This window comes from Ruegeria sp. BG6 (assembly GCF_056538465.1).
This window is the reverse complement of the sequence record NZ_JBQFTB010000001.1, coordinates 962,279-985,590: the sequence shown is the minus strand read 5'-3', so window position 1 is coordinate 985,590 and position 23,312 is coordinate 962,279. Positions and strand designations below refer to the sequence as shown.

Below are 23,312 nucleotides of genomic sequence, written 5' to 3'. Positions count from 1 at the left end.
AAATCAAATCCCAACAATTCGCTTTGGTCGAACTCGGTGAGTTAATCAGTCCGGCTCCGCCAAATCAACCGTCACTTGACGGTCTGTCGGGGTTCGGTTTCCAAGAAAATCTACCCGCGCGGCATTTCAGCAAACGGCGATTACGTCAGCATGTGAAACATACGACGGCCGTGCAGTGAATGGCCGGATTGGTTTTGGACCTTTTGCACGATTCGAATGTCCGGTTTTTGGAAATCATGCGGCGCCGCCGCGGACAACACAGTGAATCGGTCGAGCAATCAAGGTGCTTTTCGCTGCGGACGCATCAGGCAGCTCCGTCCGCAAATTAGACGTTCAAGCGAGTTGTAGCGAACGACCGCATTGAGCCCAAAGGTGACCTTCCCGCATTACCTTTGAATTAGCGAGAAGCAGTCTTGATGGGGAATTCGATTGGGTTTCTTATTGGCGTTTCGTTCGACACAGATTGAGCCGCAATCTTACCCCAAACACGAGTGCATTATCTGCTTTGTAGCCGGGGTTCTAAAGTCACTAAACGTCAACGGTCAAAGTTGGGTGATCAGATATACACAGTGGGTAGAACGCATCTTACGTCGTCCGGCCTTCTGATCCATCGGCGGCGGGTTCCGCCCAAGTCGCGGACACTGTGTGCAAGTCTTCGTGAAAACTCGACCGCCGAGCAAGGCTGGCAGTTGCTTCGCGTTCTGCAACCATGTCATTGCCTTCAGACCAACCTATTCTTCCGAACACCATCAAACCGCCTTCGAACGTTTAGCTCCCAGACAGAACGACACCACCGGTTCCGATAGTTACAATGCACAAATTTGGCATCACGCACTCAACCCAGCTATGCGACCCAACACAACGGCACTCAGCAAGCCATTTCCGGAAAGATACCCGCTGTCCCCTTTGCCCGACACACCAACAGCCGTGCCGCCGCCTGCATAAAGGTTGGTGAATGCGGAACCGCCCTCTTTGAGGACGCGCGCAGAGGAATCAACGCGCAAACCGCCTTGGGTGTGGAATAGGGCCCCTGTGACGCGGACGCCCATGTAAGGTGGTGCCAAAGGTGGCGGGTTGAAAGCCCGGCCGAATTGATCCGTGCCGCCAATGGGGATTTCTCGTATTGTTTGCTCCAAAGCCAAAGATGGTAGGCCTAGTGCCTTCGATAGGTGTTCGATTGTATCAGCGCATCGGATCGCACCTGTCTCTTCCGCGCGCTTGAAATCCTCGAACTGGCGCGCAATGGCAGCAATGCGGCCGTCAAAGATGGCGAAGGCTTCTCCGTCGGGCTGCGCCAGCACCGCGCGGGCGGCCTCAGAATAGCCTTGTGACTCGTCCCAGAAACGATGACCGTCGCGGTTCACCTGTATGCCGCCTTCGGTAATCACCGCCCAGGTTATCAGGATTCCATGTGGCTGCGCGACATTACCATGGCCTTGGTATGCCCCCAGGTTTTGCAGCCCGGCACCCAGCCCCTCTGCCCACAGAACAGCCTCGCCTCGGTTACCGCTATGCCCGAACCACAATGCATCTTCGATTTGCGGCATATGCTCGGAAACGAGGGCGGGGTTGCCACCAAAACCGTTGCAGGCAAGGATAAGCCGGTCGCAGGCAATGGTTTCCACTGCAGCGTCTGGGCCTGTTACGGCAACACCTGAAATCTGGTCCTGATCCCGATAGAGCGTTGTCGCGCGGCGATTGCAAATGATGTCCAAACCTTCTCGCTCGCAGGCGCTGCGAAGCGCGTCGATCAACTCTTGTCCCGAGCGTGTCGGCAGCCCGTGCATCCGTCGGCGCGAGTGACCGGGGTAGTCAAAATCCGTGACAACCGAGAAGGGCAGGGAGTGGCGTTCAGACAGCCAGTCGATGACTTCCGCGGCATTGCTGGTCAACAAATCGACCAGCGCTTGATCGTTTTCGCTGTGGGCCTTCGACTGAATGTCGCTGGCAAAGAGTACCGCATCGTCCATGATCCCCGCGGCTTGTTGAACTTTTGTGCCAGAAGCAGGGATCAACCCGGCGGACAACGCGGTTGAACCGCTTGGAACCGGATCGGCTTCGATCACCAGCACGTCTTGTCCCGCCTCCGACGCCGACAGGGCCGCGACCAGACCGCAAGCCCCTGCGCCGATGATCAGGGTACCGATCTTCAGATCAAACCGATCGGGTGCAACACTCTCAACCTTGGGCGTCATCATAGCGGGCCCCGGCATCGAGCATCTCGGCGGTTCCGATGACTTCGTTCAGACCGCCGAAGTCGAACATGTTCTGTGCGAAGGGCTTGTTCGAGCCATTCTCTGCCAGGCTCTGATAATAGGCCTGAGCGGTTTTGGCCAAAGCCCGGACGATCCCGCCGGGGAAAATGACGATGGAATAACCCTGAGCCTCTAGATCGTCAGCACCAAGTATCGGGGTCGCGCCGCCTTCGACCATGTTCGCTAACAGGGGAACGCGTGGGGCAAACCGGTCAGCGATGGACGTCAGCTGTTCGCGACTTTGGGGCGCTTCGAGGAAAAGTACATCCGCACCAGCTTCAAGATATGTTTCCGCGCGCTCGATAGCTGCGCTGAATCCCTCAACGGCGATGGCGTCCGTGCGGGCAATGATTAGCGTGTCACTTCTGGCGCGCGCGTCGGCCATCGCTGCTATCTTTCCAGCCATTTCCTGCTTCGGGATAAGGGACTTGTCCGATAGATGACCGCAGCGCTTCGGAAAGGTTTGATCTTCGACTTGCAGTGCGGATGCACCGGCTCGCTCATATAGTCGCATGGTACGCTGAGCGTTCAATGCGTTTCCAAAGCCGGTATCGGCGTCGATGATAACGGGTAACGAGACCCGATCGGCAATCAGCGTCATCGTGTCCGCCATCTCGGACGCCGTGGATAGCCCGATATCGGGACGGCCAAGTCGCGTGTAGGCAACAGCCGCGCCGCTCAGATATAGCGCCTCGAAGCCAGCTTTTTCAGCCAGCGAAGCCGTCAGACCGTCATATACGCCCGGTGCAACCAGAATTTCTTTTTTTGCCAGTCGGGATTTAAGGCTCATTTGACTCCCTCCAACCAGTTCAATATTTGATCGCAACTTCGCTGATGGGTGACGGTGCCCAGTGACAGGAGTGTTGCGTCATGAACCTCTTGCCGAAAGGCGGCACATCCGTCTGTCAGCATAACGGTGTCGATATCCCGCAAATGCGCATCGCGCAGAGTTGAGGCAACGCCACCATTGGTCACGATGCCCCCAACGATCAGGTTCTCGATACCCAAAGCGCGCATCAGATATTCCAGCCGAGTCTGATAGAAGGCCGAGTAGGCAACCTTTTCGATGACGAAATCGCAGGGTTGCAACGTATCGACCAAACTGTGACCAAACCCGCCCGGCGCAAAGTCGCCCTTGGTCAGGAACGGGCGCAATTTCTTCAGGTGTGGCGCAATCAATGGCTCGCCGTTGCGGTCGGGTACAAGTGTGAACTGCGCCGAAAAATAGCGTCCGCCCGCGGCTTGCAACATTCGCGCCAAGGGCGCGATGCGTTCGGGAAGAGCCGCGATTTCTTGCGCCGACTGGCCAGCCCGGCCATAGGCTCCCTCAGGATGAATAAAGTCGTTCTGAAGATCGATAGTCAGCAGCGCCGTCTTGCGCGGGTCCCAGGTTTCTGGTTCGCTCATTCAGTCTTCCTCCCGTGGTTCGATAATCGTGTTGCCAAAGGAGTCCACGCGCCCTTGAAAATCCGGTTCGATCAGGACGGTCGTGTCCGGTTGCGTCAGAATGGCTGGACCTTTGACTAACGTGCCAACCGGAAGCGACAAGCGATCATAGATGGTTGTGTCATGCCAAGCATCTCCGAAGTGAACTTTCCGTGTCGACGAGGGCGTAGCACTGCCTTCTCTTGTGGGCGCAAGGGAAGAAAGATCGAATTTCGGTCGCTTGCCCGTTACAGAGCTACGTAGATTCAATATCCGCCGCACGCCGTTTTTCAGCAGTCTTCCATAGGTGGCTTGATAGGCCGTATCGAAGGCCTCTTCGATGTCGGCTTTGCTTGGTGTTGTAACCTTGCCATCTGTCATCGTAACAGTCAGCGGCACCGGAACGGTATGCGTTTGACCCACATAGGCCATGTCCAGCTCGAATGAGATCTCACGCTTGTCGAATGTGGTCCGCGATGCGTCAAGAAGCGCCATACCTTGGTCCGCGTGCTCTTGCATGAATGTGCCTAAAGCAGCCTTGTCCAACTGCGTGACCAGAGTGTTGACCGTCTGTACAAAATCTTGCCGCATGTCGGCGATCACACAGCCTAGTGCCGAGGTGACACCGGGATAACGCGGAACGATTGCGCGGGCGATCCCCACTTCGGCCAGCATTGCCCCTGCGTGCAAAGCTCCGCCACCGCCGAACGGCATAAAGGCAAATCGTTTGGGGTCGAAGCCGCGCTCGATACTTACAAGACGGATGGCTCCGGCCATACGGGAATTGGCGACGCGCAGGATAGCCTCGGCGGCTTCAAGCCTGGACAAACCTAGCGGTTCGCCGACGTGGATATCGATCGCTTTACCAGCGGCCTCCACATCCAGCCTTTCCAGTTTGCCTCCGATTGGGTTGTCCGGATCGATGCGACCCAACACGACATTGGCATCCGTAACCGTGGGGCGATCATTTCCCGAACCGTAGGCAACAGGACCGGGATTTGATCCTGCGCTTTCAGGGCCGATATTTAACAATCCGCCCTTATCGACCCAGGCGATTGACCCTCCGCCTGCTCCGATGGTTGTTATTTCGATCATTGGACTGCGCACAACCATCCCAAAATCGATGGAGGTCTGGGCCGACAACATCGTCTGCCCCTGTGATATCAGCGAAACATCAAAACTGGTGCCGCCCATATCCCCCGTGATCACATTGTCGAATCCAGCAGATTGCGCAATGTAACCTGCAGCAATCACCCCCGCCGCCGGACCAGACAGGGCCGTACGCACCGGAAGGCGGGACGCGGTGTTGACCCCCATTACCCCGCCATTGGACTGCACGATCATGAACTCGCCATCAAACCCGCCGGATTGCAAAGCGTTTTCCAGGCGGGTCAGATAGCCTGAGACTTCGGGTTGCAGATAGGCATTCAGCGCCGTGGTAGAGAACCGTTCGAATTCACGGATTTCCGGTAGGATTTCTGACGAGGCTGACACATGCGGGTTCGGCCAAATCTCGCGTACGGCGGCGACAGCGGCGGCTTCGTTTTCAGGGTTGGCATAGGCATTGGCGAACAGGATTGCGATGGCTTCGCATCCTTGCTCTCGCAAGTGCTCGGCTGCTTTGCGCACGGCAATCAGATCGACAGGTGTGCGAATGGTGCCATCCGCCAGTGTACGTTCCGGCACCTCCAGACGGTCGCGGCGATCCACAACGGGTTCGAAATCCCCGCGCAATCCCCAGGTGCGCGGTCGGTCTCTTCGGCGCATCTCCAAGACGTCCCGCAGACCTGCAGTACAGATCACTCCTGTCTTGGCCCCTTTGCGTTCCAGCAGAGCATTTGTGCCCGCCGTGGTGCCGTGTACCACTACTGAGATCTCGGACGGATCATCGACCTCGCGCCCGATCCCGTCCAGGAATCCACCTGATTGATCCGGGCGTGTGGTTGGAACCTTTGCGACGGTTGCGCTCCCGTCTGCTTCGTTCAGAACAAAAACATCCGTGAACGTGCCCCCCACATCCACGCCGATCATACGTCCGGTCATGGCGCAACCTCCCGCCATGTGGTGCCGTAGACCTGATCCGCCTGTTCGGCACTCACAAGACCCCGAGCCACATCTTTGGCGATCGCTGCAGGAGCGCGGTGGCCCGCAGCGCCATAGCCGCCACCGCCGGGTGTTTCAAGGCGAACCGCTTGTCCTTGTTTCAATTCGATCCCTCTCATTTTTGAAACCAGTGGCGGTGCCTTCCACCCATCGTCTTGTTCATACGTGAAGACATTCATGGCCCCGTCGCCACCGTCGGCGATACCCTTCGGTGCGAACTTGCCGCGTTCGCCGAACAGAAACGCCTGAGCGCCGTTTTCCTCCAGAACTTCAATTTCATAGACAGCCCCAAGCCCCCCGCGATGCGCACCCGTACCTGCGCTGTCGGGGCGCAGAGCCCACTGGCGGAACATGACCGGATAGGCGGCTTCAAGAATTTCCATCGGCGGGATCGTCGCCGTCGAGATCGGAGCGTTACCGTGGTTCAGCCCGTCGCTCTCGACCGAGCCGCCGTGCCCCCCACCATAAAAGCTGAACATCACCCATGGCTGTCCGTTTGAGCGTTTTCCGGCGATAGAAAGCGCATTGATTGTCCCATAAGCGTTGGCGACAACCCGATCCGGTGCGGCGTTTGCGAAGGCAGAGAATACAACATCGATCATTCGCAGAATGGTTTCTGTGTATCCACCTGTCGGGGCGGGGAACTCGGCCGCCAATAGACTGTCTTCGGGCACGATAACTTCGATGGGACGCATCACGCCGGCGTTGGCAGGCAGCGCCGGAAAAACGTGTTTAACAGCCACATAGGCGGTTGCAACGGTCGTGGGGAGGGCGATGTTCACAGGCCCGGCGCATTGCGGAGACGAACCCGTGAAATCAAGCACCATTTGATCGCGTTTGATCTCAAGAGCCAGTTTGATGCGAAGCGGATCGTCTGTGATACCGTCATTGTCCAGGAAGTCTTCGGCCTCCCACCGACCGTCCGGCAAGTCCTGCAACTCAGATCGCATAAGCACCTCGGCCCGATCGCTGAGCGCCTCAAGAGCGGCTGAGACTGTTTCGGCATCATATTCGTCCAGCAGCTCGTCCATCCTACGGACCCCAAGATCCAGTGCACCAAGTTGTCCGTTCAAATCCCCCATCGCTGATTGAGGTAGGCGGGTGTTACGCAGCAGAATGTCAATAATGTCCTGGCTAACCTCTCCTTTGCGCGCCAGTTTTACCGGCGGCAGAACAAAGGCTTCCTGGAAAACTTCGGTCGCAGCGGGGTTGTAGTTTCCCGGCACCGCACCGCCTACGTCATGCCAGTGCCCAACCGACGCGAGATAGCAGAACAACTTGCCATCACGGAAATAGGGACGCACCAAACGCATATCAGACAAATGTGTTCCGCCGATATGTGCATCGTTGAAGATATAGATGTCGCCGTCTTCCAGATCCCCGTCAGCCGCGGCCTTTTCAATCACCGCTTTCACGGCAAAAGACATCACACCCACGAAGATCGGCAGCCCGGACTTACCCTGAACAAGAGTGTCGCCCGTTGTTGCAGAATACAGACCATGGCTGGCGTCATGCGCCTCGGCAATGATCGGATTAAAGGCCGCTCGAAATAGGGTTGCGTCCATTTCGTCAGCGATCTGTTCCATGCGGCCTGCAAGTACAGAAAGGGTAATTGGGTCAATCTCGCTCATGCCTGCGCCCTTGTTTCTGCAATGTCATTCCAGACATCCTGACGTGTGATCAGATCGTTCTGAATCTCGAACCGGTCGATGAAGCGAATGCCTTCGAATGCTGAACCATCGGTCCATTCACCGGACAACGTTCCCCGGCAGTAAACGATCGCAGCGTCGCCATCGCTTTGCATTGCGTCGAACCCCTCGTAGGTTTTCGCGATACGGCGATACCGGTTTGCCGCCCAACTCCTGAGGTCCTCAAGATCTCGCATGGGCGCGGTTCCGGGAAACTGCATCACGAAGTCCGAGCTGAGCCTTTTCCGGGCGCTTTCAAACGCGCGATCACTCGTTTCGGCCAGGAAGACGCGCACGATGTGCTCGGGGTCTTGTTTGGCCCGAGCAGGATGTCTGCTCTTGCCGCCGCGATAGTAGTTCTGGTCTGAAATGTCGTGGATCACGACGGTCACAAGCTCTGTCGCAGCAGGCACTACGAATCGCACAGCATTGGTCAGCGCCACGCCAAGTCGTTGTTTTTCTTGCGCGCTATAGCCCTCGATCACATGCAATTCGACGATCGGCATGCAAAAGCTCCTCCGATTATTGTATTATCTGTAATACAGGTTGTTAAATTATTGTAAGACTATTTTGCGAGAAGCAATAATACTAAAGCTTGATTTTCCAAGTTCCGGTTTTACGATTGAGGGTGCTGTGAAGGGGGAATCAACGGGTGAACAGGATCAACGCGGCCAATCTACCGGACGGGACCAAGGCGCAACGCGTCTACCTGCATCTGCACGATCAAATCACCGAAGGACAGCTTTCGGCGGGGGAAACCCTGCCCGGTGAGCAGCGGCTGGCCAAGAAATTCAGTGTATCTCGAGTGACAATACGACGGGCGCTGGACGCGCTTTCACGCAATGGCCTGATCGAGCGTCAGGCGGGTAGTGGTACCCGGGTTTCAGGCCAGTCCACCCTCGGTGCACCCGCAGCGATGGATTTCAATACGCTCATGCCGCAGCTGGTCGAAATGGGGCAGAGCACAACCGCGCGGCTATTGTCCTTTTCTTACGGCAAAGCTCCAGAGGTGGTGGCGAAGGCCATGGGGCTTCCGAGCGACCATCAGGTGCAGATCGCAACGCGGGTGCGTCTGACTGATGACGTCCCGTTTTCGCATCTGACGACCTATGTGCCGGCTGTGATTGCGCAGAACTACTCGGAAAGCGACCTCGCCACGACACCGCTGTTCAAACTTCTGGAACGCAGTGGCGTGCAGATTGAGCAGGCGCATCAGACCGTTTCCGCAACGTTGGCGGGGCCCGACGTGGCTGAGGCATTGGGCGTTGCTGTCGGCTCAGCTCTGCTATCGCTTAAGCGCATCGTTCGCGATGTCGACGGAAATGGGGTCGAGTATCTTTCTGGCCTCTATCGTTCTGACATGTTTCGGCTCGAGATGCCTTTGGCGCGTGTGGGAACCGGTTCATCCCGGCATTGGGAGCCCGCGATCGGACGCAGCGAGGAGACCGGGAAATGAGCGCACCGCACACCATGCTCGACAAACTCTGGGCCTCGCACGAGGTTCTGAGGCGCGAGGATGGTGTGTCGCTGCTTTGGGTTGACCGCCACTTAGTGCATGAAGGGTCGCATCATGCCTTTGCCAAGCTGGCAGAGCGCGGCTTATCCGTGGCTGAACCTGCTCTCACCTTTGCGGTTGCAGATCATTACGCGCCCACGAGAAACCGAGACCGGATTGCCGATCCAAAGATCGCCCGGATGATCGAAACCTTGCGGAACAACGCGTCGGACCACAACATCAGACTTTTCGATCTCAGCGACCCGTCGCAAGGCATCGTTCACGTAATCGGGCCCGAGTTGGGTCTGACATTGCCCGGGCTGCTTATCAATTGCGGGGACAGCCACACATCCACTCACGGGGCATTTGGCGCATTGGCTTTCGGGATCGGGGCTACAGAGGTTGCGCATGTGTTGGCGACGCAGACGGTCTGGCAGCGAAAACCCAAGGCCATGCGAATAAGCGTCGAAGGTCGCTTGGGATTCGGCGTCACTGCCAAGGACATCGCCCTGAACTGGATAGCGCAATTGGGCAGCGGCGGTGCGCAGGGCCACGCGATTGAGTATGCAGGACAGACAATTCGGGATCTGTCGATGGAGGGGCGCATGACACTGTGCAACCTCTCAATCGAAGGCGGGGCGCGGTTTGGCATGGTTGCGCCGGATGAGGTCACGTTTGCCTATCTTGAAGGACGCGAATACGCGCCTTCGGGCGCAGATCTGCAAAGAGCGCAACAGGCGTGGCGCGGCCTGATCACGGACGAGGGGGCCGTTTTCGAACGCGAGGTTAAGCTGAGCGCAGCTGACATCGCACCAACCGTGACGTGGGGCACCAGCCCGGAACAGGCCCTGCCCATAACAGCCAACATCCCCAGTCCAGACGCCACTGATCCAGCAAAGTCAAATTCAGCACAAGAAGCTTTGGAGTACATGGCGTTGAGGCCGGGGCAGCCTTTGGACGGTATCACGGTGGATCAGGTGTTTATCGGCTCCTGCACGAATGGGCGGATTGAAGATCTTCGCGAGGCCGCTTTGGTGTTGTCTGGGCGCCAGGCGCGTGTGCCGGGGCTTGTCGCGCCCGGTTCAGCGCGGGTAAAGGCGCAGGCCGAAGCCGAAGGGTTGGACAGGATATTCCAAGATGCCGGGTTGGAGTGGGCCGCGTCAGGTTGCTCTATGTGCGTTGGCATGAATGGCGACGTTGTGGCCGAGGGCAAGCGCTGCGCATCCTCAACCAACCGCAATTTCCGCGGACGTCAGGGGCGCGGCGCGCGAACGCATTTGATGTCCCCGGCGATGGTCGCCGCAGCGGCCGTAACGGGTACAATTACGGATGTAAGGCCGCTTTTGCAGGGCAGGGCGGCGTGATGGCGGGGTGGAGCACTCAACAGGGGCAGGCCCTGGCACTGGCGTTCGATAACATCGACACGGACCAGCTGATCCCGGCGCGTTTCATGTCAGTCCCGCGCAGTGAGGGGTATGGCCGCTATCTGCTGCACGACATGCGGCGCGACGACAATGAACAGCTTTCTGCGGATTTTCCGCTGAACCGCCACGAGGGGATCAGCATTCTGGTCGCCGGGCATAACTTTGGCAGCGGCTCGTCGCGCGAGGCAGCAGTTTATGCGCTGGTCGACGCAGGCATTCGCGCGGTCATCGCACCCAGTTTCGGCGACATCTTCGCCAACAACGCCATCAACAACGGCCTGCTGCCTGCTCGTGTCGACGCTGAGAAGGTGGCGCAACTGCAGCAGGCGCTGAAAGATGCCCCATACCTTGCGTCGATTGATCTGACCGAGAACCGCCTGACCCTCGGGGACATAACAGCGACCTTTGAGCTGGACGAAGGATGGCGTGTGAAGCTGATCAACGGCTGGGACGACATCGATCTGACCCAGCAACATACGCAGGCGATCAATGCTCATAGGGATAACCGCAACAAGACCGCCCCTTGGGCCTGGCCGACCAAACCGGATTAGGACAAGTCGCGCAAAGACGACGCAATACGGGTCAAGAGACCTGAAATTAGGGGAAACCAGGAAAATGCCCCTGAAACACGTGGAGGAATAACTATGAAGATGAACGCATTGGCTGGCCTTTTGGCAGGGGCCGTGATCGTCGCCGGAACGGCCAAAGCCGAAGAAACGATCTCGGCGGTTCACGCCTTTCCCGAAACGCTGATCTATACCCAAAGCTTTCTGGACTTTGTCGACAAGGTAAACGAAGCGGGCAAAGGGGTCATTCAGATCGACGTACGGGGCGGGCCGGAAGCAATTGGCATGTTCCAACAGCCCGATGCGGTGCGCGACGGGATCGTTGACATGGTTTACACGCCGGGCTCGTTCTACGGTGGCGCCCTGCCCGAGAAAGATGCGATGGTCGCGTCGAACCTGACCGCGATCGAAACCCGCGAAAATGGCGGAACGGAACTGATCGACCAGATCCATCAGGACAAAATGGGCCTGAAATACCTCGGCTGGTTCGACAGCGGCGTCTGCTACAACCTTTGGACCCGTAACGAGCCCAGTTTCGATGCTGACGGCAATCTTGAAGTCGAAGGGTTGAAGCTGCGCGGCAACAACGTCTACAACGCTTTCTTCACCAATTACCTTGGTGCGCAAGTAATCGACCTGCCCACGGGCGAGGTCTACTCGGCCCTGCAGCGTGGCGTCGTTGATGCGACAGGCTGGACCCAGATCGGCTTGATCGACCTGAAGTGGAACGAATTCCTGAACTATCGCATCGAACCGTGCTTCTTCTCGACTGATCTCGGCGTCATCGTGAATCTCGACCGCTGGAACTCGCTGTCTGACGAGGCGCGCACGATCCTGCAAGACGTTGCGATCCAACACGAAAAGGACAGTGTTGAAGCCCTGCGCAGCAAACGCGACGAAGACTTTGCGGCCCTGGACGCTGCAGGCATGACGGTTGTCACGCTGGAAGGGGAGGCAAAGGCAAACTACCTTGCCGCGGCCCGCGAAAAGACATGGGAGCGTATGAAGGGCCTGATGGCCGAGCAGCCCGGCGGCACCGATAACTATGATCGCCTGATCGAGCTGTTCTACGATCTCGACGCTGCGAACTAAGACCACCGACAGGCCCGTTCCAGACGGACGGGCCTTTCACTACCAGGGGCAGAGCAGGCGGGATGATGAAAAGGATCTATGACGCAGTCCTGTTTGGCATGGCCATTATCGCTGGTCTATTGCTGGTTTGGCTGATGCTATCCGTCATCACGTCAGTTCTGATGCGCAATGCCGGGCTGCAACCCTTTGCGTGGCTGTTTACTTCTGCAGAATACGGGCTTTTGTACATGACCATGCTGGGCGCGCCTTGGCTGGTACGGGAAAAGGGCCATGTCCACATCGAACTGGTGACGGCCGCGCTGCCTGTTGGTTTGCGCCGGATTGTCAGCCGTACGGTGGCAGCCGCTTGCGTGCTGGTCTGCCTGATCCTCGGCTGGCAAGGGGCTGATCTGGTCCTAACGAATATCGAGCGCGGGGACTACGACACTCGCGCTTACTATTTCCCCCGATGGATGCTGACTATCGCCTTTCCACTATCGTTTGGAATGATGGCGATAGAATTTTCGCGCTTTGTCTTCGGGCCCGAGCTGATGCACAGCGGAGAAGCAGGGATACACGAGTAATGGAGTGGTACGAAGCGCTTGCCCTGCTGCTTGGGTCGATAGTGTTCCTGATGGCCATCGGAATGCCTGTGGCACTGGCTTTTCTTGCAGCCAACATTCTGGGCGCCTGGGTCTTTATGGGGGGGGAGCGCGGCGTCACGCAACTCCTCAACAATGGGCTGGGTGCATTGACCAAATACGCGTTGATGCCAATCCCGCTGTTCTTGTTGATGGGTGAGATATTCTTCCACACCGGGTTGGGTGGGCGTATGTTCAGCGCGATAGATAAGCTGCTTGGCCGACTGCCGGGACGGCTGAGTTATGTGACGGTTCTTGGCGGTACCGCGTTTTCAACGTTGTCGGGGTCGTCGATGGGCTCAACCGCGCTTTTGGGATCGCTCATGGTACCCGAAATGAACCGCCGCGGGTACAAATCATACATGAGCATTGGACCAATTTTGGGAACCGGTGGCTTAGCGATCATCATCCCGCCCTCGGCGCTTGCCGTTCTATTGGCCACGCTCGCGCAGATAGACGTCGCAGCCTTGTTGATAGCCGGAGTCATTCCCGGTCTGATACTCGCCTTGTTCTACATCGGTACGATCTGGCTCCAAACTCGGTTGGATCCCGAGGCGGCTCCTGCGTACGACGTCGAGCCTATGTCGTTGGCTTACCGCCTGAAACTGCTCATGACTGAGGTCGTGCCGATGGTTGGTGTCATGGTCGTGATTATTGTCTTGATGATCCGCGGCTTTGTCACCCCATCCGAGGCAGCAGCGTTTGGCGCATTGGGCGTATTGATCCTGGCCGCGATTTTTCGCTGCCTTTCGTGGGAGGCGATCAAAAAGTCGGTCATCGGTGCACTCAAGGTTACGCTGATGGCTTATTTGATCGTCTTCGGCTCGGCCACGTTCAGCCAGCTTTTGGCATTTTCCGGAGCATCGCGGGGACTGGTGAACTGGGCCATCGCGTTTGAACTTGCTCCATTGGCCATGCTGACGGTGATGTTCGCTGTTTTGTTGTTACTTGGCATGTTCATGGAGCAGATTTCGATCATGTTGCTGACCGTGCCAATCTTCTTTCCACTGGCGCAGACACTCGGGTTTGACCCGATCTGGTTCGGTCTGATAATGTTGCTCTCGCTCGAGATCAGCTTCACCACACCACCATTTGGGTTGCTGCTGTTTGTGATGAAAGGTGTCGCACCGCCTGGCACAACGATGCGCGAAATCTATACGTCCGCCTTCCCGTTTATTTTCTGCTCGATCCTGCTGGTTGTTCTATTGATCGTTTTCCCAAACCTGGCTTTGTTCCTGCCGTCCTTGTAAGGCTGTTCTTTTGTGGAAGATGGATGAATGCCCTTGCGAAGGCCACTGATCGACAGTGCGGACGTTTTTTGCGACGGCGCACAGGCAAGACTCAGTAAGCAATCCGCGCTGAACTCGCTTTGAATAAATTCAAACGGCACCTTTGTCCGCAACTCGGACGTAGGTCCTTTTCAAATCAAGGTCCGGTTCCTGCATAAGCGGTCAGTGGGACGTCAAAGCAGACGTTGCCGCGTGCCGACCGGTATTGAGCGTCCGGTTTGAGCCGCTTTGTGGACATCCGACAAAAGTGCTCAGATGACCGCGTTGAGCCCTAAGCGGGCAATTTCTGATAGTTAGGCTCTTTGCGTATAAGGTTTGCATTGCATCAAAACTGTCGCTGAAAAGATTTTGACGAAAGGCTGAACAGCTACGAGTTTAACTTAATCACGTCACACCGATGTTTTTTCTCGATTCCAGCATTCAGATTTCCTATACTAAAGTAGCAATCAGTGAGTGGTTGTTTCATTTAATCGATTCTGGTCGCTCCTCCCAATGGTGGGCGGAGCGACAAATTTTTTAACGATGCTTGACGAAAAGCGTTCGAACCAGCTTCTTGAGCCGATTGTTTGAATGCTTCATTTGTTTTCCGCTAAAATAAGTTAGGCAAAAACTTCCGCTTTCCAAGTTCACTGAGTTTTTTTGCTGCGCTCGAGCATAACGCAGGGTTTACTCCTGACCGTTCTAGAGTTCGCGAACAAGGCTAAAGTCTAGGATGGGGGCGGGTCCACAAAAGCAACGTGAACTGAGCAAATCGGATACTTCACATCGATCGGGCGAGCGTTCAAAAGGTCCTAACTATAGCGGAGAGTTCGAATTTGCTAGCAAAGCGGCTTGTGTTCTATTACTCACCCGCAGTTTTCCGAGAATATTCGTTATATGAAACTTCACGGTCACTTCTTTTAAACTTAAATCTTGCGCTATCGATTTGTTGGATTGACCTGATGCCAGCATCTGGAGGATCTGCCTCTCCCGAGCTGTTAAGCCATAGATTTTCAGTCTATCTTCAGATTGTTCCAGAGAATTGTCACTTGAGTGATCAACAGGATTATTCGCAATCAGTTCGTTGATACTAGCTAGCATCAAATCCACAGGCATAGACTTTGGAAAATAGGCGAGCGCCCCAAGTTCAATGGCTTTATCCGCAACTTCAGGAGAGGCCACTCCGGAAATTATCACTGTTTTTTGGTTTGGAAACCGCGATCTGAGTCTCACTAGACCCTCTAACCCGTCCATTCCTGGCATCTGATAGTCGATAATGGCGAGATCGATGTTTCTGAAAGCTGAAAGCGATACGTATGCTTCCTCAGCGCTTGAAGCTACCTTTACTTCAAACCCAGCTTTTTCAGTCAGATAGGCGGCCAAGGTGTCGCGAACCAGTTGGTGATCATCGGCTAGTAAAATGGTATGCATCGACAACTAGGTTGCCTCCGAAAAAGAACTATTGTCCACCAAGCGGCGATTGGCTCGACTTTCCTTACAGTATGTTCGCTGCCCAATTAAATGATAACATCACTGTAACACCATGCATTTGGGGAGGCCAACTCTATGATATCAAAAAGTGTTCTGAGCATCGTTTTAGCACTTGTCGCGATGTGTTTTTCATCAGCTAACGCACAAAATTCAATCCAATTGACGGTAGTACTTGTTGGGGGAGAGCAAATAGAACTCTCATTGGAGGACTTGGATTCGTTGGAACAGGTTTCCTTTTCTACTTCTACAATTTGGACTGAAGGAGTCCGACAATTCAGCGGCGTGCCGGTTTCCGGACTGCTTGGGTACCTCAACGCCGAAGGTAGTCTGCTTAAACTATTCGCTTTAAACGACTATTCAATAGAAATGCCCGTTGCAGAGTTGGAGGCGGAAGTGCCGATAATCGCGACCCGTATTGACGGCGCCACAATATCGGTTCGTGAAAAAGGACCTTACTGGATAATGTTTCCGTTTGACGACAGTCCTGACTATCAGACAGAGTCGACTTTCGCTCGCTCAATCTGGCAGTTGCAACGAATTGTTCTTCTCGAATGAGTTGTAAGCGACTCTAATCTAAAAGGCAGAGTCTCGGGGAGTTGTGATGCAAGATAAACTGGCCAGGATTCTTATTCCGGCATCCGTGATATTTCTTGTTGCGCTCGTGGTTGCCTTGGGGCGGAATCTTTGGCTTGAACAGCGCGCTTTGTCCACTGCTGGTAACGAAAATGCCCAGTGGACAATTTTGCAGCTGGACACTGAGTTTGCTAATTTGCGTTCTGTTTTGCTTGAGGAATCTTCAAGTCTCAGCCCCGACAGTGCAAGGATCGACATACAGACCCAAATCGCCTTGAGCCGAATAGACCTCGTTAGTGAGGGAGTCGCTCGAGAAATAATCGAGAGCGATAACCGTGCTACGGAGCTGTTGCAACAACTCCATCAATTCGCCGAAGAAGCTACCAAACTTACTCAAAGCGACAGCCTACCCGCTGTTGTTGATGAACTTTTCGACTTGACGACACTTTACAAGCCAGTGGCAAGAGAATTGTCGTTGCTGGGAGTGTCTATCGGTGCCGAAAGAACTGAAGCTCGCCGACAAGAGTTTTCATCAACTCTTAGAAATGCCGGTGTGATCGCAACTTCAGTCGTCATTTTATTGGCTGCTGTGCTTCTGTTTTTGTACAGAATGTTGCGGATATCAAGGAAGCGCGACCTCGCACTTCGCGAAACGACAGCCCGGTTAGAGTCGACAGTTTCAGCTTCGCTTGATGCTATAGTGATTGGAAATGAGAAGGGAGAAATTGTAGAATTTAATCAAGCTGCTGAGCATGTTTTTGGCTCGAAGAAGAAGGAAGTTTTAGGTAGGAAAATTGAAGGCACGATTCTGCCTGCTGTACCTTCCCAAGAAGGTAATGAGGCCGATAATATCGAACTTCCCAATCTTCTTTCTGGGTTTTCTGAAAATAAGCGAGTTGAGATTTTGGGAACTAGGCGAAACGGGGAGGAATTCCCGGCTGAAGTCAATGTCATAAGGGCTTCAAAGGCCGGTAGCCCCTTGGTTGCCGTTTACCTGAGGGACATAAGTGAAAGAAAGCGCAATGAGCGAGCGCTATTGGAGGCCAAGGAGAAAGCAGAGCGAACTGATAGGGCAAAATCGCGGTTCTTGGAGATAATGAGCCATGAAATGCGAACTCCTATCACTGGCATTCTAGGAGTTTTGGACCTCCTCAAGACCACAGACCTTACGGAGAAACAAAGCCACTTCTTGGAGGTGGCCATCGCGTCTGGAGAAATTCTGCTGAAGCAGGTAAACGAAGCCCTTGATATTGCGCGAATAGAGTCTGGTTCTCTGGTTCTGTCACCTGCTAAGTTCAACCCACACAATAAAATATCGCAAGTCATTGCAATTCTTGAACCATTGGCGATGGCAAAAGGATTGAAACTGAAAACCGACCTTGATCCTGACTTGTACGGCTACTTCATTGCTGACGAAGTGCGTGTCGGCCAAATCGTCACGAACCTGGTTGGAAATGCTATCAAGTTTACTTCCGTTGGAAGTGTCAATGTCCAGTTGCACGGCAACATCTCGCAGCAGATCACTAACTTAATTTTGACTGTCTCAGACACGGGAGACGGGATACCAGAAAACCAATTTGAAAAAGTTTTCGAAGACTATGTGACGCTTACACTAGACAAAGGTCGACTGCCTAGGGGAGATGGTCTTGGACTACCAATTTCAAGAAAAATTGCGAGGATGATGGGGGGAGACATTACTGTTTGCTCCCAGTTGGGACGCGGAAGTCATTTTACCCTAACTATACCCATGAAAAAAGCGTCCGACTCTCTGCGAAATGGACCTAAGGTCGATCGCTTAAACTCAGTAAGATCCGCCCCGAGTGTGCAGAAACTTTCTGTTCTCGTCGTTGAAGATAACGCCGTCAACAACTCGGTTCTTTGTGAAATGCTATCAAGCTTGGGTCACAACGTTCAAAGTGCGCTCTCAGGGGACGAAGGATACGAATTGGCAATAAGCACAAAGCATGATGTCATTCTTATGGACATTGGTTTACCTGACACTGATGGGTGTAAACTGACTGAGAGGATCAGAATGTCGGGTGGCCCGAACAAAACCAGTCGGATTCACGGGCTTTCTGCTTACGATGAAGGGGAATATCTCGAAAATGCTCTGAAATCTGGCATGGACGGTTATTCAACCAAACCAATTCGCCTCCGGGATCTCCAAAAGGTATTGCTGGGAGAACCGTTGGATTCGGGCCCTGTGAGGGGAGATGCATCTTTAATTGATACAAAAATACTGCAAGAACTTGGCGACACACTAGGTCAAGCGCAAATGGAGAATGCTCTGCGGGAATTCTTCGAAGAGATGTTCAATTTCTGTGTGGAACACGAGATGCTTCCTGATTTGAATGAGAGAGGGGAACTAGCATCCCACCTACATAAACTCAGCGGTGCAGCCGCTTTGTTCGGTTTTCGCTCGTTGACGAAAGTTGTTGAGCACACCCGTAAGCAAGCTGTCGTGGCAGATACAAACTCACTAGAAATCGCTTTAAGCCGCTTAAAGCAAGAGACCGAAGAGACTCGCCGGAGAATGGAAAAACTAGAATTCTTTAAGAAAACTGACGGTTCGCGCCCGTACATTAGCTAGTTTTTTGTCTACTTTTGGCGAGTTCTGTCTTGCCGAGCTATTCTAATTGGTAGGTTGATAAAATTTATCGGCAGCAAATAATGCGGAGATCAAAAACAAAAGAACGGTACTCACTCACCGGAACAAACTATCGTTCTTAGCCCGCCGACGTTGTTCGGCGGGTGTTTTTGTTGGTCTTGTCGAAAAAACTTGGGTCGAGGCGGGCAAGAAGCTGTCGTAGCTTCCAATCAACAAAACAAGGTAGCCCGCCAAGTACTTGAAAAACAAGACCCGTGATCATTCGTCCGGCTGTGAAGCTGAATGTGTGGTTCTCTCTTCGCTTCGAAATGTAAGAAACCTCACACACGAGCGTGGCATCGAAGCAAGTCATGTAACTTTGCTCGTAAAACGGTAGTTCAGATCACCTTCATACGCCGCTCTGAAGAAACGGCAGCTTTGTCCGCAAAGCAGTCGCACAGACACCCCGGAAAATGGCCGATTTTCACAGGTGAGACTTCGAGAATTTTCTCGTAGTTGGTCACCGATCTTCTGGAAATAGCAGCCGTTCCCAAAGGCACATGATTTCGCGCTTCTGTCGCATCCTGCGGGCGCGGTTGTAGACCCTTGCGACACCGCGCGATGTTGCAGCCGCCTGATGGTTCAGCAGCCGATCCACGTCGTTTTCATCCGCCCCGTGATCGCACAGGTGGCTGGCAAAGCTGCGCCGAATATCTCGAATTTGGAACTGTCGAACCGGGACGTACGCGTCATGAAACCAGCGTTTCTTGACGTGCGCCATCGTGGCGAAATCCGCGAATTGGTTCGGCATCATTGCCGCCAGACAAAACGCCCGTGGTGCCAGCGGTATGGCGTGTGTCGTGCCGTTTTTGGTGTTGGGGATGATCATGGTCTGACCGTCCACCCGCTCTGGGCAGAACTGGCGCAGATCGCTGGGTCTTTGCCCCGTCAGTATCAGCAGCCGCAGGAATTGCGACCATGCCGCGCCTTGGTAATCCGCCACTGAATAGAGCAACCGAAGCTGTTTTAGCGACAGCACTTGATCACGCGGCGATTCCTTCACGCCCATCAGCGTCGGGTTCAGATCGGTCCATCCGTTCGCCCGACAGTACCGCCAGAAGTGGGTGCAGGCCGATCTGTACCGGTTGCGCGTGCTGGTCTTCCACCGTGACAGCGCATTTGTCAGATCGGGATTCGTTATTTCGTGTACGTGTTTACTTTGGAAATCCTGAAGAAACCGCTGCAATTGCAACAGCCGTTCGTTACCGTGCTTCAGTTGGTCCAGATGGTCGGTCGTATATGCCGCTAAGGCGTGCTTGATCAGCATGGTATCCTCACAAAATCCGTGAACATACCGGGCTGACATAACGTCCCGGTCATTTTCCGCATCCGTATCAACGGCTTGCGGAAGTGGAGGCGAGTACCGGAATCGAACCGGTGTACACGGATTTGCAAGAAATCGACATCAAAAATAATCAATAAAATTCAAAGTTATATTTTGTAATTTATTATATGTGTGCAAAAATGCGCACAAATTTCTTTAGCTTATTTAGAGGAATTGTTGCGTAAAAAATCTACTATTCTAGGAAGCAATTTGTCCATTTCCTTTGTTTCGCATTCCCACACCACCATCACTTCCCACCCTGCATCTGTAAGGAGGCGGATGTTCTTCTTGTCTCTCTCAACGTTTCTCCTCAACTTCTCCACCCAGTATTCACGATTTGACTTTGGAATTCGACCATCAAGGCATTTTTGGTCTGAGTGCTGGTGCCAGAAACATCCGTGAACAAAAAGGATCTTCCGCCTAGCGGGAAACGTAAGGTCAGGTTTTCCAGGAAGTTTTTTGTTGTGAAGGCTGTATCTGAATCCAGCACGATGTACACTTCGCCGAACTGCCATTTCAGGTTTGGTGTTGGCAGATTTTATTTTCTGCATGTTCTTGGATCTTGCTTCAGGTGAGATCTTGTCCATGAGGTAGGATTTCGCTTCTTTCCGCCAACTTAATTCGGATACTTTCAATCAACGCCAAGTAGTTTTTCGTGTTTACATGATCGCTCTGAGTGATATCTATGAGCCTCATTGTAGAGGTTTGTCTTGCCGTATTCATATGTAAATCCAGATGGTGCCCGCTCAATAGATGCAGCCGCCACATTTGTTTCTGCTCTTGGGTCGCGCAACCCGCTGGGAATACAAGACTTCTCAACTGTTCTGACGGAGTGTGAAAGACTTGTCAGAACTGAGTTCCAACCATCTCAAGGTGCCTTAAATAATGTGAGGGGGACGTGGTACGAGTGGTTGATTTCGATTGGTGCCATTCATTTTGCGAACAGCGTCGTAGGGGATACCCGCATACTTGTGCCTCTGCCAAATGTACGAAGTCTGGACTACTCCACGCTCTACGACGAAAGTGTGCATGGTTTTATCCAAGATTTGAAAGATAAAACTACTAATCACGATGTGACCTTAGTTTCTTCGAATCCTGATTTTGTAATAGTTGAGCGGGATGATGGGTGGAACCTTCCTGATGTTGCTTTGATAGATAGTGCCACTTTGCAGCAAATAGATAATTTTTATCAGCAACTTGTTGGTCAGTTGTCTTTTGAGATGCTAGTAGGATTCGCGTCAATTAAGACGTCTTTACGACCAGATCGTCGACTTCAATTATCTCATGAGGGGGCGTTGGTAAAAGCCTTGTATGAGCATTTGAAGACTAGGCTTTGGGAATATGGATCAAATGGCGTGAAGTACTACGGTGTTTCGCAAGCCGTATCTCGTGCTGACCGTGATGGTCTAAAGACTGTTGCGACTCACTCAATACTATCAGTGAATTCAGTGCCTGAAAAAGCAGTTGATGCCGTCTTCGCTATTTCTGGTGGGGCAGAACTAAGCGACTTCTTCCAACGCGTTCTGGTCGACTAGTTCTTTGATGCTTTTTGCAATGTGCAGCCCTAACAAGTAGGGAACACCGTTCCCAATTGTTTTGAACATATTGGAAAGCGACATTTCTGGCGGCAGCTCAAATTCCTTTGGCATTGATTGAATGGCAAGGGCTTCAGCTACGGTAATCCGCCTTGCTTTATAGGGGTGCAGATGTACTTCATTATTACCATACGCTGCAGTTGGTGAATAACGCCATCTGTGCAGGCGTTTGGAGGACTTTCTGCTTACGTCTCCTTCTTTCACTGACTGAAATTTAGAAAGTCCACCACGCGGAACAAAGCAATGCTTTGCGTTTGGGTGGTTCTCTACATCGTTCAGGTCAAACCAGTGCTGAACAGAAAGTTCTTTATGAATGTTGTTGGGACATCCAGTTTGATGGCCCTCTTTGAAGTCATCTGTGTCAGGCCAGTTGAACTCGTCAAATGCTCTTCTACCAGGAAATGCCAAGCCCTTTGAAAGGTCTAGGTTTCGCGCTAGTTGACCCTTTTTCAAAGTTCCAAACAAAAGTATGCGGTCTCTGTCTTGAGGTGCGCCAGCCTCAAGGGAATTTGTGAGGCGTTCAGAAACATGATACTTTCGCGCGATCTTTTTCTTGATCGCTTCATAGAAAGCGCGGTGTTTTTTTGTCCGCCAAAGCCCCTTCACGTTCTCAAAAAGAAACCAATCAGGTTCCATTGTGTATATGAGGTCTATGTAAGACTGACTGAGGCGACCGTTTTCTCCCTCCTTACCCCTGTTTTTCCCGCCGATTGAAAAATCTGGACAGGGCGGGCCACCAATAAATCCAACTGTGTTTCCTGCACTTCGTTCGCTTTCAACAGCCGTAGTCAAGAAGGGCTTTTGGGACTTGAGAAAGTCATCAATGCTACAGCACTGATGACCGTATTTTGGCTTAGCTTTTCCTAGCCGCTCGCGCGAATGCTTGTATGCAGCCACGAAGGGTTCAAAATACTCGTTTACGAACGCGACCTCGAAGCCAATGTCTTCAAAGGCGAGGTCCAAAAGACCAGAGCCAGCAAAAAACGAGAAAATGGTGTGTTTTGAGCTTAGTTCTTGGCCCACGAAAAACTCCTGCCTGTTATATTTGTCGACGCTGCCACAACATGTTGTAGCAGTGAATATTTGGTCGTTCTAGTGGAATTGATGCCGAAACACGCATCGCTGACCAAGAATCTAGATGGCTGCATTTCAAATTTGCTCGATAGCATTTCGCAACTTGCTCTCATTATAGTCAATGTACCGTTGGGTTGTGCTGATGTCTTTATGGCGCGCTAGCGCCTGTATGACGCGCACACTCACGCCTCTGTCTGCTAGTTCAGTCAAAAACTGCCTGCGTCCGCTGTGAGAGCTTGCTCCCTTGATGCCTGCCGCTGCGTAAAACTTGGCAAACAGGTTCACAATCGTCTGAGGGCTGAACCCGCCACGCTTCGCGCTGAAAAACAGCGGTGCGTCAGGATTGCTTGTGTGACGTGGGTAGGCAGCTGCATACTTAGAAAGAGCTTTGCTCAGCCGTTTGCTGACAAGAATTGTTCCTGCTTCATCGCCCTTGGTTTGTGCAGCCGCAAGAAAAACGGTGTCACGCGGATTGCTGCTGGCGTCAAAAACATCACCAACTTTCAATCCTGCAATCTCACATGCGCGCAAGCCAGCAAAGAAGCTGAATGCGAAAATGGCGCGGTTGCGGGCGCTGTAGCGATGGGCATCTATGACTGCGTGAACGCGTTTCTGTTCCGCTTGCGTCAGTAGCTTTGCTTGTTTCATGTCTCAGCCTAAATGTGTGGTTTC

Annotated in this window: 20 protein-coding genes; 9 read left to right on the top strand and 11 right to left on the bottom strand. The window is 53.4% G+C overall.

Annotated features, from left to right (window positions below):
- Nucleotides 1-827: 827 nt before the first annotated feature.
- From ACR0JW_RS04910 to ACR0JW_RS04885, 6 genes are read right to left on the bottom strand one after another with little or no spacing between them, the layout of a single operon-like run.
- Nucleotides 828-2,213 (bottom strand): FAD-dependent oxidoreductase, encoded by a 1,386-nt coding sequence (locus ACR0JW_RS04910; RefSeq protein WP_480713625.1) that lies wholly within the window; start codon nt 2,211-2,213, stop codon nt 828-830.
- Complete coding sequence (locus ACR0JW_RS04905) at nt 2,179-3,045, bottom strand: isocitrate lyase/phosphoenolpyruvate mutase family protein (RefSeq protein ID WP_170676240.1); 867 nt, start codon at nt 3,043-3,045, stop codon at nt 2,179-2,181. The genes ACR0JW_RS04910 and ACR0JW_RS04905 overlap by 35 nt, the downstream gene beginning before the upstream one ends.
- Nucleotides 3,042-3,662 carry a cysteine hydrolase family protein gene (locus ACR0JW_RS04900; protein ID WP_170676243.1) on the bottom strand — a complete coding sequence of 207 codons (621 nt, stop codon included), beginning with the start codon at nt 3,660-3,662 and terminating at the stop codon, nt 3,042-3,044. Before ACR0JW_RS04900 ends, ACR0JW_RS04905 begins: the two co-directional genes overlap by 4 nt.
- Nucleotides 3,663-5,723, bottom strand: a complete 2,061-nt coding sequence (locus ACR0JW_RS04895) for a hydantoinase/oxoprolinase family protein (RefSeq protein ID WP_170676245.1) — start codon at nt 5,721-5,723, stop codon at nt 3,663-3,665.
- Nucleotides 5,720-7,414, bottom strand: a complete 1,695-nt coding sequence (locus ACR0JW_RS04890) for a hydantoinase B/oxoprolinase family protein (protein ID WP_170676247.1) — start codon at nt 7,412-7,414, stop codon at nt 5,720-5,722. The genes ACR0JW_RS04895 and ACR0JW_RS04890 overlap by 4 nt, the downstream gene beginning before the upstream one ends.
- Nucleotides 7,411-7,977, bottom strand: coding sequence for a tautomerase family protein (locus tag ACR0JW_RS04885; protein WP_170676248.1), 567 nt, complete (start codon nt 7,975-7,977; stop codon nt 7,411-7,413). The genes ACR0JW_RS04890 and ACR0JW_RS04885 overlap by 4 nt, the downstream gene beginning before the upstream one ends.
- 146 nt (nt 7,978-8,123) lie before the next feature.
- Between ACR0JW_RS04885 and ACR0JW_RS04880 the strand changes: the two genes are divergently transcribed.
- The 6 genes from ACR0JW_RS04880 to ACR0JW_RS04855 all read left to right on the top strand — a co-directional run bounded on the left by ACR0JW_RS04880 (nt 8,124) and on the right by ACR0JW_RS04855 (nt 13,918).
- Nucleotides 8,124-8,927 (top strand): GntR family transcriptional regulator, encoded by an 804-nt coding sequence (locus ACR0JW_RS04880; protein ID WP_170676250.1) that lies wholly within the window; start codon nt 8,124-8,126, stop codon nt 8,925-8,927.
- On the top strand, nt 8,924-10,330 hold the full coding sequence (gene leuC / locus ACR0JW_RS04875) for a 3-isopropylmalate dehydratase large subunit (RefSeq protein ID WP_170824629.1): 1,407 nt from the start codon (nt 8,924-8,926) through the stop codon (nt 10,328-10,330). Before ACR0JW_RS04880 ends, leuC begins: the two co-directional genes overlap by 4 nt.
- Entirely contained in the window at nt 10,330-10,941 is a 612-nt protein-coding gene (leuD, locus tag ACR0JW_RS04870; protein WP_170676254.1) for a 3-isopropylmalate dehydratase small subunit, read from the top strand. The genes leuC and leuD overlap by 1 nt, the downstream gene beginning before the upstream one ends.
- 93 nt (nt 10,942-11,034) lie before the next feature.
- Nucleotides 11,035-12,048 carry a TRAP transporter substrate-binding protein DctP gene (gene dctP / locus ACR0JW_RS04865; RefSeq protein ID WP_170676256.1) on the top strand — a complete coding sequence of 338 codons (1,014 nt, stop codon included), beginning with the start codon at nt 11,035-11,037 and terminating at the stop codon, nt 12,046-12,048.
- Between the two features lie 65 nt (nt 12,049-12,113).
- Nucleotides 12,114-12,611 (top strand): TRAP transporter small permease, encoded by a 498-nt coding sequence (locus tag ACR0JW_RS04860; RefSeq protein ID WP_171238378.1) that lies wholly within the window; start codon nt 12,114-12,116, stop codon nt 12,609-12,611.
- Nucleotides 12,611-13,918, top strand: coding sequence for a TRAP transporter large permease (locus tag ACR0JW_RS04855; RefSeq protein WP_170422451.1), 1,308 nt, complete (start codon nt 12,611-12,613; stop codon nt 13,916-13,918). The genes ACR0JW_RS04860 and ACR0JW_RS04855 overlap by 1 nt, the downstream gene beginning before the upstream one ends.
- 834 nt (nt 13,919-14,752) lie before the next feature.
- On the opposite strand, the gene ACR0JW_RS04850 is transcribed toward ACR0JW_RS04855, so the two are convergent.
- Nucleotides 14,753-15,367 carry a response regulator transcription factor gene (locus ACR0JW_RS04850; protein ID WP_170388913.1) on the bottom strand — a complete coding sequence of 205 codons (615 nt, stop codon included), beginning with the start codon at nt 15,365-15,367 and terminating at the stop codon, nt 14,753-14,755.
- A gap of 135 nt (nt 15,368-15,502) precedes the next feature.
- Between ACR0JW_RS04850 and ACR0JW_RS04845 the strand changes: the two genes are divergently transcribed.
- Both ACR0JW_RS04845 and ACR0JW_RS04840 read left to right on the top strand, forming a co-directional pair.
- A complete protein-coding gene (locus ACR0JW_RS04845; RefSeq protein WP_170388914.1) occupies nt 15,503-15,982 on the top strand; it encodes a putative pterin-binding protein in 480 nt (159 codons plus the stop codon).
- A gap of 46 nt (nt 15,983-16,028) precedes the next feature.
- Nucleotides 16,029-18,590, top strand: coding sequence for an ATP-binding protein (locus tag ACR0JW_RS04840; RefSeq protein WP_170388915.1), 2,562 nt, complete (start codon nt 16,029-16,031; stop codon nt 18,588-18,590).
- A gap of 517 nt (nt 18,591-19,107) precedes the next feature.
- Here the strand turns inward: ACR0JW_RS04840 and ACR0JW_RS04835 are convergent.
- Together ACR0JW_RS04835 and ACR0JW_RS04830 are read right to left on the bottom strand one after the other, a co-directional pair.
- Nucleotides 19,108-19,914, bottom strand: a complete 807-nt coding sequence (locus tag ACR0JW_RS04835; protein ID WP_170824627.1) for a site-specific integrase — start codon at nt 19,912-19,914, stop codon at nt 19,108-19,110.
- A gap of 218 nt (nt 19,915-20,132) precedes the next feature.
- A complete protein-coding gene (locus tag ACR0JW_RS04830) occupies nt 20,133-20,558 on the bottom strand; it encodes a very short patch repair endonuclease (RefSeq protein WP_480713624.1) in 426 nt (141 codons plus the stop codon).
- 123 nt (nt 20,559-20,681) lie between these two features.
- On the opposite strand from ACR0JW_RS04830, the gene ACR0JW_RS04825 reads away from it, so the two are divergent.
- Nucleotides 20,682-21,506, top strand: a complete 825-nt coding sequence (locus ACR0JW_RS04825) for a Cfr10I/Bse634I family restriction endonuclease (protein ID WP_480713623.1) — start codon at nt 20,682-20,684, stop codon at nt 21,504-21,506.
- Here ACR0JW_RS04825 and ACR0JW_RS04820 read toward each other — a convergent pair.
- Together ACR0JW_RS04820 and ACR0JW_RS04815 are read right to left on the bottom strand one after the other, a co-directional pair.
- Nucleotides 21,471-22,589: a DNA cytosine methyltransferase gene (locus tag ACR0JW_RS04820; RefSeq protein ID WP_480713622.1), complete on the bottom strand. Its 1,119-nt coding sequence runs from the start codon at nt 22,587-22,589 to the stop codon at nt 21,471-21,473. The two genes, ACR0JW_RS04825 and ACR0JW_RS04820, sit on opposite strands and share 36 nt — an antisense overlap.
- Before the next feature lie 126 nt (nt 22,590-22,715).
- Entirely contained in the window at nt 22,716-23,288 is a 573-nt protein-coding gene (locus tag ACR0JW_RS04815) for a tyrosine-type recombinase/integrase (RefSeq protein WP_480713621.1), read from the bottom strand.
- Between the last annotated feature and the right edge of the window lie 24 nt (nt 23,289-23,312).